Consider the following 14,343-nt stretch of genomic DNA (forward strand, 5'->3'; position numbering starts at 1 on the left):
CGCCCAACAGCAATCGATCGATCTCGTTGATTTGCCAGCAGTTTTGTGTGTATAATCCGCGTTTCGCTGAAGTCCCACCTCTACAGTGGCGCTGCGCTTGGTTTTGGTCCCAGCGCCCGGTCGCAAACTGTAGCCAACGAATTAAGTTAGGAGTGCTCCATGGCACGCGTCTGTCAAGTGACCGGGAAAGCGCCGATGGTCGGCAATAACGTTTCCCACGCAAACAACAAGACCAAGCGCCGTTTTCTGCCGAACCTGCAGAATCGCCGCTTCTGGGTCGAATCCGAAAACCGCTGGGTGAGCCTGCGCGTCTCGAACGCCGGTCTGCGCCTGATCGATAAAAAAGGCATCGACGAAGTGCTCGTGGACCTGCGCGCACGCGGCGAAGTCTAATTAGGAGTTAAATCATGGCCAGCAAAGGCGGACGCGACAAGATCAAGCTGGAATCGACCGCAGGTACGGGTCATTTCTACACGACCACCAAGAACAAGCGCACCAAGCCGGAAAAGATGGAGATCATGAAGTTCGATCCCGTCGCCCGCAAGCACGTCGCTTACAAGGAAACCAAGATCAAGTAATCCTCGCGATTGCATTGTCTTGTTTCCGTCGGCCCGACCGACAGCAAAAACCCGCTTCAAGGCGGGTTTTTTGTTGCCCGCCGTTTAGCGCGGTGCGGTGTACACTGCCCCTTCCGATTGTTTCCGATTGTCACGTGGCTGTGCTAGTTCACAGCCGCGCCTGCTCCGCGTCTCGCGTCTTCCATGAATTTCGATGTTGCCGTCGTCGGCAGCGGTCTGGCGGGCCTGACCGTCGCCCTGCACCTCGCCGATCACCGCCGTGTGGTCGTCATCAGCAAACGCAGCTTGCCGGAAGGCGCCAGCGATTGGGCGCAGGGTGGCATTGCCGCCGTGCTCGACTCCGGCGACAGCCATGACGAGCATGTCGACGACACACTCATCGCGGGTGCGGGCCTGTGCGATGAAGCGGCCACGCGTTACATCGTCGAGAACGGACGCGAGGCGATCGAATGGCTGATTGGCCACGGCGTGCCCTTTACGCGCGATGAACAGGCGGAACTTGGCTTCCACCTGACGCGCGAAGGCGGCCACCGCCATCGCCGCATCATCCACGCAGCGGATGCCACCGGCCATGCCGTGGTGACGACGCTGGTGGAGAAGGTGCGCAATCACCCAAACATCACGCTGCTGGAAGACCACTTCGCGATCGACCTCATTACCGATGCGAAACTGGGCCTGCCCGGCATGCGCTGCCATGGCCTGTATGTGCTGGACGTTGCGTCGGGCCACGTCAAAACACTCACCGCCAGCCAGACCGTGATGGCCACGGGCGGCGCCGGCAAGGTCTACCTCTATACGACGAATCCGGACACGGCCAGTGGCGATGGTATTGCCATGGCGTGGCGTGCGGGCTGCCGCGTGGCGAACATGGAGTTCATCCAGTTCCACCCCACCTGCCTGTACCACCCGTTCGCCAAGTCGTTCCTGATTACCGAAGCCGTGCGCGGCGAAGGCGGCAAGTTGATCCTGCCCGATGGCACACGCTTCATGCCCGCGCATGACGAACGCGCCGAGCTGGCTCCGCGCGACATCGTCGCTCGCGCCATCGACTTCGAGATGAAGAAGCGCGGCCTGGATTGTGTGTACCTGGACATCAGCCACCAGAACCCGGAATTCCTGAAGGAGCACTTCCCGACGATCCTGGCGCGTTGCATGGAGCTCGGTATCGACATCACCCGCGAACCGATTCCGGTGGTGCCGGCGGCGCACTACACGTGCGGCGGCGTGGTGACGGATCATCTGGGCCGCACGGACATTGCCGGCCTGTACGCGGTGGGCGAAACAGCCTACACCGGCCTGCATGGCGCAAACCGGCTGGCGAGCAACTCGCTGCTGGAATGCATGGTGATCGGGCGCGGCGCGGCGGAAGACATCCTCGCGCAACCGCAGTCGACGCCGACGTCGGTGCAGATTCCGGCGTGGGATGAGAGCCGCGTAACCGATGCCGACGAGGAAGTCGTCGTCTCGCACAACTGGGACGAGCTGCGTCGCATGATGTGGAATTACGTCGGCATCGTGCGCACGAACAAGCGGCTGGAGCGCGCACAGCACCGCATTGCCCTGCTGCGCGAGGAGATTACCGAGTACTACGCCAACTTCCGCGTGACGCACGACTTGCTGGAGCTGCGTAACTTGGTCGAGGCGGCCTCGCTGATCGTCGACAGTGCGCTGTCACGGCATGAAAGCCGCGGCCTGCATTTCTCGCGCGACTACCCTGAGACCCTGCCGAAGGCACTGCCGACGGTCATGCAGCCGACCCATCGGCAGATTGCGCGCAAGCGTTAAGCGCGGCTCGACCGCTTATTCCACGATCCGCAGCGAATAGTCGGTTGCGCGCACGTCCTTCGTGAGCGCGCCGACAGAGATGCGGTCCACGCCCGTCTCGGCAAACGCGCGGATCGTGTCGATATTCACGCCACCGGACACCTCCAGCAGCGCCCTGCCCGCTGTCACCCGCACGGTCTCGCGCATCGCAGGCGTGTCGAAGTTGTCGAGCAGCACGGACGTGGCGCCCGCCGCCAGCGCTTCGTCGAGCTGCTCGAGCGTTTCCACCTCAACCTGAATCGGCACGCCGGCATTCAGCGCCTGCGCTGCACGCAGCGCCGCCGTTACGCCACCCGCCGCAGCGATGTGGTTTTCCTTGATGAGAATTCCGTCGTACAACGCCAGGCGCTGGTTCTCGCCGCCGCCGATGCGCACGGCGTACTTCTGCGCGAGGCGCAGGCCCGGCAGCGTCTTGCGTGTGTCGAGCACGCGGGCCCGCGTACCGGCAATGACCTCGGCATAGCGCGACGTGGTCGTCGCCACACCGGACAGCAGCTGCAGGAAGTTCAGCGACGGGCGCTCCGCCGTCAGCAGCGACCGCGCCGGGCCTTCGATCTCGCACACCACCGAATCGGGCGCCATGCGATCGCCCTCTTGCTGGCGCCACGTCACGCGCAGCGTCGGATCAACGGCGCGCATGCACGCATCGAACCACGGTGTGCCGCACAGTACGGCGTGCTCGCGCACGATCACGCGCGCACGTGCATGGCGGTCGGCGGGGACCAGCAAGCCGGTACGGTCGCCCGTGCCAACATCCTCGGCAATCGCGGCGGCTACGTTGGCGGCCAGCGCCTCGCGCAGCGCCGGGCCGAAGCTATCAAAAATCGCCTGCGTGGCGCTCGGGTTGATGTGAGTCGCCGTCATGCCGGGCCGATTCCTTGAAAGAGTTGTGCGTTGGCAGCCAGATCCCCCTGGGGGCGAACAGCGGCCTTCTCCTGCGCGGCAAAGTCGAGCATGCGGTCAATGCAGACCACGGCTTGCTGACCGATGGCCGGATCAACGTGAATTTCGTTGCGGCCGCTTTCCAGCACCTCGGCCAGATTGGTCAGCGCGTTCATCGCCATCCACGGGCAATGCGCGCAGCTCTTGCAGGTGGCACTATTACCGGCCGTCGGCGCCTCGATGAAATGCTTACCCGGCGCAGCCATGCGCATCTTGTGCAGGATGCCGTTGTCCGTCGCCACGATGAACTCGTTGGCCGACAGGAACTGCGCCGCCGCGATCAACTGCGACGTTGAGCCAACCACATCCGCCTGCGCGACCACCGATTCCGGCGATTCCGGATGCACGAGGATCTTCGCGTTCGGATGTTCCGCGCGCAGCAGGTCGAGCTCCACGCCCTTGAATTCGTCGTGCACCAGACACGAGCCCTGCCACATCAGCATGTCGGCGCCGGTCTGCTTCTGGATATAGCTGCCAAGGTGCCGATCCGGCGCCCACAGGATCTTCTTCCCCTGCGCGTGCAGGTGCTGCACGATCTTCAGGCCGATGGAGGACGTCACCATCCAATCCGCCCTCGCCTTCACAGCGGCGCTGGTGTTGGCATAGACGACGACGGTGCGATCCGGATGCGCATCGCAGAACGCCGCAAATTCGTCCGGCGGGCAGCCCAGATCGAGCGAGCACGTTGCGTCCAGATCGGGCATCAGCACGGTCTTTTCTGGGCTCAGGATCTTGGCCGTCTCGCCCATGAAGCGCACGCCCGCCACCACCAGCGTCTTGGCCGAATGGTCACGGCCAAAACGCGCCATCTCCAGCGAATCCGACACACAGCCGCCGGTCTCTTCGGCCAAGTCTTGCAGATCGGCGTCGACGTAGTAGTGCGCGACTAACACCGCTTCGCGCTCCTTGAGCAGGCGCTTGATGCGGGCTTTCAGCTCGTCACGTTCTTCGCGCGACAGCACGGGCGGTACCTTTGCCCAGGCGTGGGCGACGCAACTAGCGCCAGATTGCGCCTCGGCAAGCATATCCGGGCGCTCAAATTCAACCGTCTTGATGTGGGTTTCCATGGTGGTCTCCCCGTCCCTTCATGCCTTTAGAGCGCCAGAAAAGCTGGCGCGGCAATGAAACAGACGGTGTGTGAGGAGGACTCGTGCCGCGATACGTAGTTTACCCAAAAGAAAAGCCCCGCTGGGGAGCGGGGCTTCATCTATGAAACAGAAAAATCAGGCGTAGCGGCGCAGGCGCACGGCAAATTCCTGCAAGGCATGGATGCCGCTTTCCTCAGCGCGCTTGCACCAGTCCTGCAGTTGATGCAGCAGCTGTTCGCGCGTGGCGTTCGAGCGGCTCCACAGGGCACCCAGCTCGCGGCGCATTTCCACGAACGTGTGCAGCGACGAGTGGTCCGACACGATTTGCGAGAGCTGCTCGCGCTGCGGTGCACCGAGCTTGGCCTCGTCGCGATGGAACCACTTGCGGGCCGGCTTCAGCGCACGGTATTCCGTATCCCGCGAGGCCTTCAGCTTGGCCAGTTCCTCGCGGTAAGCGGTCTTGACGGCCTTGGCGTAACGCGCCATCACGTCATAACGGTTGGCGATGATGGCTTCCAGCGTGTTCTGGTCGACCGGCTTCACATCGCCAAAGCGAGCCTTGGGCGCGACCTTCTTCACCTTGGCCAAGCCCACGATTTCCAGCGCGCGGATGTAGCCCCAACCGATGTCGAATTCGTACCACTTGACCGAGAACTTGGCCGACGTGGCATACGTGTGGTGGTTGTTGTGCAGTTCTTCACCGCCGATGATGATGCCCCACGGCGACACGTTGGTCGAAGCGTCTTCGCAATCGAAATTGCGGTAGCCCCAGTAGTGGCCCAAGCCGTTGATGATGCCGGCGGCGTGGATCGGGATCCACAGCATCTGCACCGCCCACACCGTCAGACCCAGCGCGCCGAACATCAGCACGTCCAGAATCAGCATCAGACCAACGCCCTGCCACGTGAACTTGGAGTACAGGTTGTGCTCGATCCAGTCGTCCGGCGTACCGTGGCTGAACTTCTGGATAGTCTCCTGGTTCTTCGCCTCGGCGCGGTACAACTCAGCGCCCTCCATCAGCACCTTGCGGATGCCACGGGTCTGCGGGCTGTGCGGATCCTCTTCGGTTTCGCACTTGGCGTGGTGCTTGCGGTGGATGGCGGTCCATTCGCGCGTGACCATGCCGGTCGTCAGCCACAGCCAGAAACGGAAGAAATGGGCGGGAATCGGGTGGAGATCCAGTGCACGGTGCGCCTGGCAGCGGTGCAGGAAAATCGTGACGCTGGCGATGGTGATGTGGGTCACCACCAGCGTGAAAATCAGGATTTGCCACCACGCCCAGTCGAGGGTGCCGTTGGCAAGGAAATTCAGAATGGAGTCGATCAAAGTGCTCTCCGTGGTCAACTCGGGGTGATGGAAGCAGCCTAGGTCGGGAGGGACAGTGCTGCTTCGTCAGGCCATCCGCTGTCACATGCATGCAACAGCGGGGTCGTCTTGGCGGGGAATCGGGCGTCGAGCGTGTCGGCACCCGGCTTGCGCGTCACATCGGCAGGCTTTCAGCCGTGCCGCTCATGTGACCTCCGCCCTGCGCAATGCAAGCCATTCGCGGCGCTTTGCCGCAAGCTGGAACGCATTGCGACGGCACCGTCTCATCCTTCGTGGGAGAAGCTAGCATTCTAACCGAATACCCCCTCTAATCCATGGGGGAAAACCGCCAATTTGACCCAGAACAAGCGAGCACCGTTCCCGGCCGACCTATGTTAGGCCGGCGCGGAAGCACTGTCGGAAGCGGCGCCAGAATCACCTGATGCGCCTTGCTGAACCGTGACGGGCGCCAGCATCCGCACCTCGCGCTGCGGATACGGAATCTCGATCCCCGCCGCCTTGAAGCGACGATAGATCGCGCGGTTCAACTCAGATTGCACGCCGAGCTTGCCGTTGTGCGGATCAGCGATCCACACACCCAGTTCGTACTCGATGCCGCTGTCTGCAAACAGCACCATGAACGCAGCGGGCGCCGGATCGGCCAGCACGCGCGGAACACCTTCGGCGCATTGCACCAGCAAGGCGAGCACGGCTTCCGGGTCGGCCGCATACGATGCCTGCACGCGCACAGCCACCCGCACGGTGCCGCGTTCGTTATGGTTCTGCACCGCCTGCGCGACCATCAGCTCGTTGGGCACCAGCGTATCGCCGTCCCCATTGCGGACCACGGTGTAGCGCGTGCGGATTTGCGTAACGATGCCGGTGTAGGAGCTGACCGTGATCTGATCGCCCAGCTTGAGCGAGCGCTCGAGCAGAATGATGAAGCCCGACACGTAGTTGCTGGCGATCTTCTGCAGGCCCAAACCGAGGCCCACGCCCAGCGCACCGCCAAACACCGACAACACCGTCAGGTCGATGCCCACCAACGACAGGCTCAGCAGCAGGGAGACCAGCAGCAGCATCGCCTTGGCCACGCGCGACAGCACGACCTTGAGATTGGCGTCGAGCGCCGTGGCGCGCGTAATGCGATTGTCCAGCCACGAGCCGAACCACATCGCCACGAGCACGGTGAGCAGAATCCACACCACACCCATCAGCATGGCTGCCAGACTGATCTTCTGCTTGCCGCCCACGGCAAAGCGAATGCTGTCCAGGTAATCGACCACGTCGCCCAGCACGCCGAGCACGTAGAGCACCATGCCAATCCACATCAGCGTGGTCAGCACGCGTTCGACCAGCACCAGCATGCCGTGCAACTCGCCGTTGGCGGACAACACGCGCCGGAGCACATAAAACGCGAGGTACAGCATCGCCAGGCCAAACAGCGGCACCGCGGCCAGCCGGAACACGCTGATCGGCATGGTGCCCACCAGCGCATAGCGCGCGCCCAGCACCAGCAGCCAGCCGATCAGCGGGAACATCGCGCGCTCCAGGCTCGACCACGCAAAGCGCAGCGCAAACGTGTCGTTGACATGACGGGCATGCAGGCGCCGCGCGATCGGCCCAGCGAGCAGCCACGCAACGCCCAGCAGCAACACGAGCACGCCCAGCTGCCAGATGAAGCGCGGGCCACCAAGGTCGGAGACGATGTCACCGATCATGTGGCCCAGCGCGACGTGATTCAGGTTCAGCGGCAATCCATCCATGGGAGCAATCGGTTATTGCAAACCCGCACGGGGCTTGTTCATTGCGTCTTATTGGGCTTGATAAGGCAACGCGTCGGCGACGTGCTTCTGCCAGTTGGCGGCGTAGCGCCGCGCGAGGTCAGCATCGCCACGCACGATCAGTACGTTCTCGGCGTTGCCGCGCTGTGCGGTCTGCGTGAAGTTGAAGCTGCCGGTCACCAGCACGGGGCGCACACCGCGCGGGTCGATCACGATGACCTTGTTGTGCGCGTTTTTGTAGCGCACCTCCAGCCAGACCGGAATGCCCGCGTTGGCGATCTCGGGTACGCGGCTGCCGTTGGCGCGCATCATCTGCTCGCGGTCGGCCAGCACACGCACATCCACGCCGCGCTGATGCGCCGCCAGCAGCGCGCGCACGATGGCCTTGTTCGACAACAGATACGCCTGCACCAGCACTTGCTCGCGCGCCTCGTCGATGGCGTCGGCCAGCAGGCCTTCGATATCGTCGTCCGGCGTGAACGCGGCCTGCACCGTGCCCTTGGCCGGCAGCACCGGCGGTGCATTGCGCGCCTGGGCGACACCGCCGGCGCTGAATGCCAACACGGCAATCAGCAGCCAACCCCATCGGCGCACCATCATGCGCGGCGCTCCAGCACGGCTGCGAAAAAGCCGTCAGTCTGGTGTACCTGCGGATACAGCTCCAGATACGGCCCCATGTCGAGCGCAATCTTCTGCGCCGCCAGCACCTCGCCAGCAGGCACGAGCACGAAGTCTTCATGCGCAGCCAGGAACTGCTCGACCACCTGCTGGTTCTCGCGCGCAAGCACGCTGCAGGTTGCATAGACGAGACGACCGCCCGGCTTCAGCAGCCGCGCGGCAGACGTCAGGATCGACTGCTGCTTGGCCGACATCTCTTCCACCGCTTGCGCGGACTGGCGCCACTTCAGGTCCGGATTGCGGCGCAGCGTGCCCAGGCCACTGCAGGGCGCATCGACCAGCACGCGATCGATCTTGCCGGCCAGGCGCTTGACCTTGGCGTCGTGCTCACTGTCGATGCGGCTCGGGTGCACGTTCGACAAACCGCTGCGCGCCAGGCGCGGGCCCAAGTTCGACAGACGCTTTTCCGACACGTCGAAAGCGTACAGACGCCCCGTCGAGCGCATCGCCGCGCCAATCGCCAGCGTCTTGCCGCCCGCGCCTGCGCAGAAATCGACCACCATTTCGCCGCGCTTGGGTGCCAGCAGTTGGCACAGCAACTGGCTGCCCTCGTCCTGCACCTCGACCGTGCCGTTGGTGAAGATCTCCAGCTTATTCAGCGCCGGCTTGCCGGCCAGGCGAATGCCCACCGGCGACAACGGCGCCGCAGCGCCTTCGATGCCGGCTTCCGCCAGCGTGGCCAGCACCGCGTCTCGGTCGCCCTTGAGCGTGTTGACGCGCAGGTCCAGCGGTGCGGGCGTCAGCCAAGCCTGCGCCAGCGCCTCGGTAAAGTCGGCGCCGTGCTGCGCGACCAGCGCGTCGAACAGCCAATCCGGCAAGTTGGCGCGCACGCGCGGCGCCAGGGCAGCGCGATCGCGGAGTTCCCAGCGGTCCAGCCACTCGGCTTCGGCCGGGCTCAGGAACGGCGCGATGGCCTCGCGGCCCGCCGTCTGCAGCAGGCCAAGCAGCACCGAGCGGCGACGCGCGGGGCCTGTACCGCTCTCGGCAAACTGGCCGAATTCGGTCTTGCGGCGCAAGACGGCAAAGGCCGCCTCGGCGATGATGCCGCGCTCCCGGTGGCCAAGTTCGTGGTGCTCGCGGAAGTACTGGCTGACGACCATGTCAGCCGGCGCGGCAAAGTGCAGCAGGCGCGCGAGCACCTTGTCCAGATGTTCAAAGTGGCTGCCGTGCACGCCCGTGCGAGGACGCGGGGCGCTGCGTTGCACCGGTTTGCCCTGCGGCGCGCGATACCAACCGCCGCCGCCAGAATTCGCGCGCTTATTGCCCGATCCGCCATTGCGCGGGCGCTGACGATCCTGACTCATGCTGCCTCCCGCGCGTCTGCGCCAATCACAAGTTGCGACGCATCCGGCGATACGCGCACCACGCCTTGCTCAACGCTCAGGCGCCCTTCTACGAACCAGCGCACGGCACGCGGATAGATCACGTGTTCCTGTGTCAGCAGGCGTGCGGCAAGCGTCTTCGGGGTGTCGTCCTGGCGGACTTCGATGGCGGCTTGCAAAACGATCGGGCCGTGGTCCAGCTCGGCGGTCACAAAGTGGACGGTCGCGCCGTGCACTTTCACGCCCATGGCCAGTGCCTGTTCATGCGTATGCAGGCCCGGGAAGCACGGCAGCAGCGAGGGATGGATGTTCAGCATGCGCCCGTCGTAGTGTTTGACGAAGCCCGGCGTGAGGATGCGCATGAAACCTGCCAGCACCACCAGGTCTGGCGAGAAGCCGTCGATGGCTTGCGCCAGAGCGGCATCAAAACTGTCGCGATCGGCAAACGCCTTGTGGTCGACAACCGCGGTGGCAATGCCGTGCGAGGCGGCAAATTCAAGTCCGGCCGCATCGGGCCGATTAGAAATGACAGCAGCAATGCGGCTTGGCCAGCCTTCGGCCTGACAGGCTCGGACGATGGCTTCCATGTTGGAGCCCCGCCCGGAAATGAGAATGACGATATTTTTCATCGCGGCATTTTATCAAGTGCGCCGCACTCCCCCATGAAAATTGGGTGTGCAGCACCGCGTGACGCCCGCGCGGCCGCCTCGCAGGCGGCTTTGCTGGCAGCGTGGTATTTAGCCGACGCGCAACTGCAAAAACCCTGCCGCACCAGCACAAACGCGCGGCCGAACGTTGGCGAGCGATGCCGCGCTCTGATAATCTCGACACCATAATTGTCCGCGCCCCAGGGGTCGGGAGGGCGGCCAGCGGTGGTCCGACGCGCATTGCGCCTCGTTTCATCGTGCGCCGCAACATCGCGTGGACGGTAACCGTGACGGCAAATCGGCGCAGGGTGGCAAACCCGGCCCGAAACGCCACCGCCCGCGCCGGGTCGGCACGCGTACAACAACAAGAGGGCAATGCCCTCACCGGGGAATAAGAATGACGAGCTCGCTGCGTAGCCTGCTGGTGGTTGACGACCACCCTCTCGCCTTGTCTGGCACGACCACCTTTCTTGCACAAGCTTTGCCGGAAGTTCAGGTGCATGCGGCCATTGGCCGGCGCCAAGCGCTGGCGCTGGTAGATGACGGCGTCCGCCCGGATGTCGTGCTGCTGGATGTCTGGCTGTCCGACTGCACCGGCTTCGACGCCATGCGCGAACTGCGCAGCAAGCTGCCTGAAGCGCGCTTTGCCTTCATGTCGGCCGAAAACACACCCGAGGTTGTCGCCAAGGCCCAGGCCCTGGGCGCCATCGGCTTCATTGGCAAGCACGCGGATGCGCATGCGTTTTCCAAGGCGGTTGCGGGCATCTTCGGCGGTGATACATCGTTCCCGTCGGAAGACGACCTGGGCGGCATCAACGGCAAGGGCAACGCCTCGCACGGTATCCCGATCACACCGGCCGAACTGGGCCTGACGCCGCGTCAGGGCTCGGTGCTGGCGTTGCTGCTGGAAGGCCTGCCGAACAAATCCATCGCGCGCCAACTAGGCCTGACGGAAAACACCGTCAAGGAACACGTCTCGGCGATTCTGCAGCGGCTGGGCGTGCGCACGCGCATCCAGATCATTTCGCGCATGGAGCGCTTCCGCCTGACAGGCGCTGCCTGATTGTTTGGCCTGTCCCGTATGGGAACAGGCCCTAGTACGCGATCTGCGGCTCAGCTGCGCGGCCGCGCAGCCAGCGCTTGAGCAGCACGCGCAACATGTTCGGGTCCATCGGCTTGGCCAGCAGCAGGTAGCCGGCTTCTTCGGCGCGGGCCAGGGCTTCGGAGTTGCGATCGCCGGTGAGCAGCACGGCGTGGGCATCGGGGTGACTGACCTGCCAGCGCTCCAGCAGTTGCAAACCATCTTCCTTACCAGGCAGGCGCAGATCGCAGAAGATGATCTGTGGGCGCAGGCCCTTCGACAGCAGTTGCTCGGCGGCGGTGCCGTCGGCGGCGCTATGCACTTCCACGCCCCAGGCTTCCAGCAGCGCGTGCCACGCCTTGCGGATCTGCGCGTCGTCATCCACCACCAGCACCACGCCCGAGAAGCGCGGCTGATCGAGCACTGCGCGCTTCTGCTGGGCGCGCGGCTCGGCGGCGAGGGGCGCTTTGATCTCGGCGGGCACGGGGCGCAGCGCCATCCAGAACATCGAGCCACGCCCCGGCACGGAACGCACGCCAAACGTGCCGCGCAGCAGGCGTACGCATTCCTTGTAGATCGACAGGCCCAGGCCCAGCCCCTGACTCGGGTCGCGCTCGGGGTTTTCGACCTGGTAGTACGTCGAGAAGATGTCTTTCTGATGCTCGGGCGCAATGCCGATGCCGGTGTCCCACACCTCGATGCGCAGGTACTTCTGACGCACGCGCAGCGCCACCATCACGCCACCCCGCTCCGTGTAGCGCAGTGCGTTCTGCAGCAGATTGAACAGCGCCCGGCGCAGCAGCACCGGCTCGGCCATACCGAACACCGGCAGCGGCGGAATGCGTGACGTGAGCGTCAGCCCCTTGGCGCGCGCATCCGGCATGAACTGCTGGACCACCTCGGTGATGACCTCGCCAAGGTCCACCGGCTCCAGCGTCGGCGAGGTCTTGCGGCTCTCCAGCTTCGACAGATCGAGCAGCGAGCGGAACAGCAGATCGATCGTCGCTGCACCCGAAGCCAACTGCTCCACCAGCGGCGCCAGCGATTCGGACTGGTTGCGCGCCCGCAGTGCCTCCACCAGCAGCACGATCGCGTGCACCGGCTGGCGCAAGTCGTGGCTGGCGGCGGCCAGAAAGCGCGATTTTTCTTCCGATGCCGACAGCGCACGCTGCTTTTCGTCCTGATAGCGGCGCGCAAGCTGGCGGCTTTCGTTTTCCAGCTGGATTTCGCGCACCAGCGTGTTGTGGATGTTCACTGCGTGCCGCGTCAGCAGCGCGGCGAAAAACAGCAGCACCCCGCGCAGGTACAGCCCGTGCCCGGGAAACGCCTGCTCGGCCAGCACAAAGTGCGGCGCCAGGATGCCCGTGCCCAGGATCAGCAGGCTGGACGGCACCGGCGCCTGCGAGAGCACCGCCGCAGCCGCCACACCGATGATCACAATCATCAACAGGCTGCTGAACTCCAGCGACGGCGACATCAGATAGAGCCCCGCCGAGCACCCCCACGCCACCCCGCCCACCGCCGACATGACATGCATGCTGGTCCACCACTTGCGGGTGTGCGCGGCCAGCGTCATGCGGGTCAGGTCGTAGCGGTAACCGAAATAGAAACGCAGGCCCGACGCCGTCAGGCACAGCATGATCAGGCACCAGCCCAGCAGCACCAGCCGGTTGGGGGCGTCCCAGAACGCAGCGACCGTCAAGGCGGGCAGGACAACCGAGGCGGCGATCCCCATGGGCGCGCCACGATGCACGGCCGCGAGCAGCTTGGCTCGGGCGTCCAGTTCAAGCGGCGCGCGGCTGGCGAGCCCAAACTTGGCGAAGAAAATGCGCAGCGGGGCGTTCAAGGGTTGACAGGAAAAGAGAGAATAACGGATTGTGCCGCAAGCCCGTCACAATCGAACACATTCTTCGGGCAATTACGCAACACCTTGAGGTGCGCGGGCGCTGGGGCAATCCCTTATATAATGTGCGTTTTGCTGGATTTTCGCGGCGGATGGGCCCGATCCGGCATCCAAGCGTTTCCTTTTCCTCGAACCACCAACGTCTCTCGTGAAAGTCTTTCGCGGCCTGCCCAACGCCGAAAGTCGCGCGCCCTGTGCGCTGACCATCGGCAACTTTGACGGCGTGCACCGCGGCCACCAGTCTCTGCTGGCCCGTGCACGCGCGGCGGCCGACGCACGCGGGCTGCCGCTCACGGTCATGACGTTCGAGCCGCATCCGCGCGAATTCTTCATGCCGGACCGCGCCCCGACTCGCATCGCACTACTGCGCGACAAGCTCGAAAGCCTGCGCAAACAGGGCGTCGATCGCATCGTCGTGGAGCACTTCAACGCGCATTTCGCTGGCCAGACGCCAGACGAGTTTGTGCGCAACGTGCTGGTCGACGGCCTGCATACGCGCTGGCTGCTAGTGGGCGATGATTTCCGCTTCGGCGCCAAGCGCGCGGGCGATTTCACCTACCTGCAGGCCGCTGGCGCGCAATTCGGCTTCGAAGTCGAGCAGATGGGCTCGGTGTCGGAATCTGGTATCCGCATCTCGAGCTCGGCCGTGCGCGAGGCGCTGGCCGCGGGTGACCTGGAGCACGCGCGCCGTCTGCTCGGCCACGGTTACGCCATCAGCGGACACGTGGTGCATGGGCAGAAGCTCGGCCGCTCGCTGGGCTTCCCGACGCTGAACCTGCGCATCTCGCATAAAAAGCCGGCGGTGGCGGGCATCTTTGTCGTGCAGGTGCATGGGCTGGCCGACAAGCCGCTGCCGGCCGTGGCCAGCATCGGCGTGCGCCCGACCGTGGACGACTCCGGCCGCGTGCTGCTGGAAGTGCATATCTTCGATTACCACGCCAGCGTCTACGGCAAGCTGGTCCGCGTGGAATTCATGAAGAAGCTGCGCGACGAGGCCCGCTTCGACTCGCTCGACGCGCTGAAAGATGCCATCGCGCAGGACTGCATCGACGCGCGCCATTTCTTCGGCTTGGCTGTGCCTGCCGACGGCGAATCGCCAGCCTTGCGGCGAGACTTCGCCACCTCCGCTACCGATCGAATTCAGTAGGCGGCTGACACACTCGCCGCCCGAAGCTACGCCGCGCACGCGCC

At 64.4% G+C, this 14,343-nt stretch carries 13 protein-coding genes; 5 read left to right on the top strand and 8 right to left on the bottom strand.

The annotated features are described in order from the left end of the window. The first annotated feature begins 159 nt into the window (after window positions 1-159). From rpmB to nadB, 3 genes are all read left to right on the top strand, one after another. Entirely contained in the window at window positions 160-393 is a 234-nt protein-coding gene (gene rpmB / locus ACS7SF_RS04615) for a 50S ribosomal protein L28 (protein ID WP_004631999.1), read from the top strand. 14 nt (window positions 394-407) lie between these two features. After that, a complete protein-coding gene (gene rpmG, locus ACS7SF_RS04620) occupies window positions 408-578 on the top strand; it encodes a 50S ribosomal protein L33 (RefSeq protein ID WP_003262397.1) in 171 nt (56 codons plus the stop codon). A 183-nt stretch (window positions 579-761) separates the two neighbouring features. Further along, window positions 762-2,363 (top strand): L-aspartate oxidase, encoded by a 1,602-nt coding sequence (gene nadB / locus ACS7SF_RS04625; protein ID WP_439891885.1) that lies wholly within the window; start codon window positions 762-764, stop codon window positions 2,361-2,363. A gap of 15 nt (window positions 2,364-2,378) precedes the next feature. Here the strand turns inward: nadB and nadC are convergent, their stop codons facing one another. The 7 genes from nadC to purN form a co-directional block, all read right to left on the bottom strand. Next, entirely contained in the window at window positions 2,379-3,266 is an 888-nt protein-coding gene (gene nadC / locus ACS7SF_RS04630; RefSeq protein WP_439891886.1) for a carboxylating nicotinate-nucleotide diphosphorylase, read from the bottom strand. After that, on the bottom strand, window positions 3,263-4,411 hold the full coding sequence (gene nadA, locus ACS7SF_RS04635; protein ID WP_439891887.1) for a quinolinate synthase NadA: 1,149 nt from the start codon (window positions 4,409-4,411) through the stop codon (window positions 3,263-3,265). Before nadA ends, nadC begins: the two co-directional genes overlap by 4 nt. A 156-nt stretch (window positions 4,412-4,567) precedes the next feature. Continuing rightward, the gene (locus ACS7SF_RS04640) at window positions 4,568-5,758 is read right to left on the bottom strand and encodes a DesA family fatty acid desaturase (RefSeq protein WP_439891888.1); all 1,191 of its coding nucleotides are present in this window, start codon (window positions 5,756-5,758) and stop codon (window positions 4,568-4,570) included. A 374-nt stretch (window positions 5,759-6,132) separates the two neighbouring features. Further along, window positions 6,133-7,503, bottom strand: coding sequence for a mechanosensitive ion channel family protein (locus ACS7SF_RS04645; protein ID WP_439891889.1), 1,371 nt, complete (start codon window positions 7,501-7,503; stop codon window positions 6,133-6,135). A gap of 48 nt (window positions 7,504-7,551) precedes the next feature. Further along, window positions 7,552-8,121 carry a phospholipase D family protein gene (locus ACS7SF_RS04650; RefSeq protein WP_439891890.1) on the bottom strand — a complete coding sequence of 190 codons (570 nt, stop codon included), beginning with the start codon at window positions 8,119-8,121 and terminating at the stop codon, window positions 7,552-7,554. Continuing rightward, complete coding sequence (locus ACS7SF_RS04655) at window positions 8,118-9,503, bottom strand: RsmB/NOP family class I SAM-dependent RNA methyltransferase (RefSeq protein ID WP_439891891.1); 1,386 nt, start codon at window positions 9,501-9,503, stop codon at window positions 8,118-8,120. Before ACS7SF_RS04655 ends, ACS7SF_RS04650 begins: the two co-directional genes overlap by 4 nt. After that, entirely contained in the window at window positions 9,500-10,150 is a 651-nt protein-coding gene (purN, locus tag ACS7SF_RS04660) for a phosphoribosylglycinamide formyltransferase (protein ID WP_439891892.1), read from the bottom strand. The genes ACS7SF_RS04655 and purN overlap by 4 nt, the downstream gene beginning before the upstream one ends. A gap of 415 nt (window positions 10,151-10,565) precedes the next feature. On the opposite strand from purN, the gene ACS7SF_RS04665 reads away from it, so the two are divergent. Then, on the top strand, window positions 10,566-11,231 hold the full coding sequence (locus ACS7SF_RS04665) for a response regulator (protein WP_426394561.1): 666 nt from the start codon (window positions 10,566-10,568) through the stop codon (window positions 11,229-11,231). Between the two features lie 31 nt (window positions 11,232-11,262). Here the strand turns inward: ACS7SF_RS04665 and ACS7SF_RS04670 are convergent, their stop codons facing one another. Continuing rightward, window positions 11,263-13,095, bottom strand: a complete 1,833-nt coding sequence (locus tag ACS7SF_RS04670) for an ATP-binding protein (RefSeq protein WP_439891893.1) — start codon at window positions 13,093-13,095, stop codon at window positions 11,263-11,265. 205 nt (window positions 13,096-13,300) lie between these two features. On the opposite strand from ACS7SF_RS04670, the gene ACS7SF_RS04675 reads away from it, so the two are divergent. Beyond that, the gene (locus ACS7SF_RS04675; RefSeq protein ID WP_439891894.1) at window positions 13,301-14,299 is read left to right on the top strand and encodes a bifunctional riboflavin kinase/FAD synthetase; all 999 of its coding nucleotides are present in this window, start codon (window positions 13,301-13,303) and stop codon (window positions 14,297-14,299) included. The last annotated feature ends 44 nt before the right edge of the window (window positions 14,300-14,343 follow it).

The organism is Ralstonia sp. 25C (assembly GCF_051904805.1).
In the GTDB taxonomy this organism is placed as follows: Bacteria; Pseudomonadota; Gammaproteobacteria; order Burkholderiales; family Burkholderiaceae; genus Ralstonia.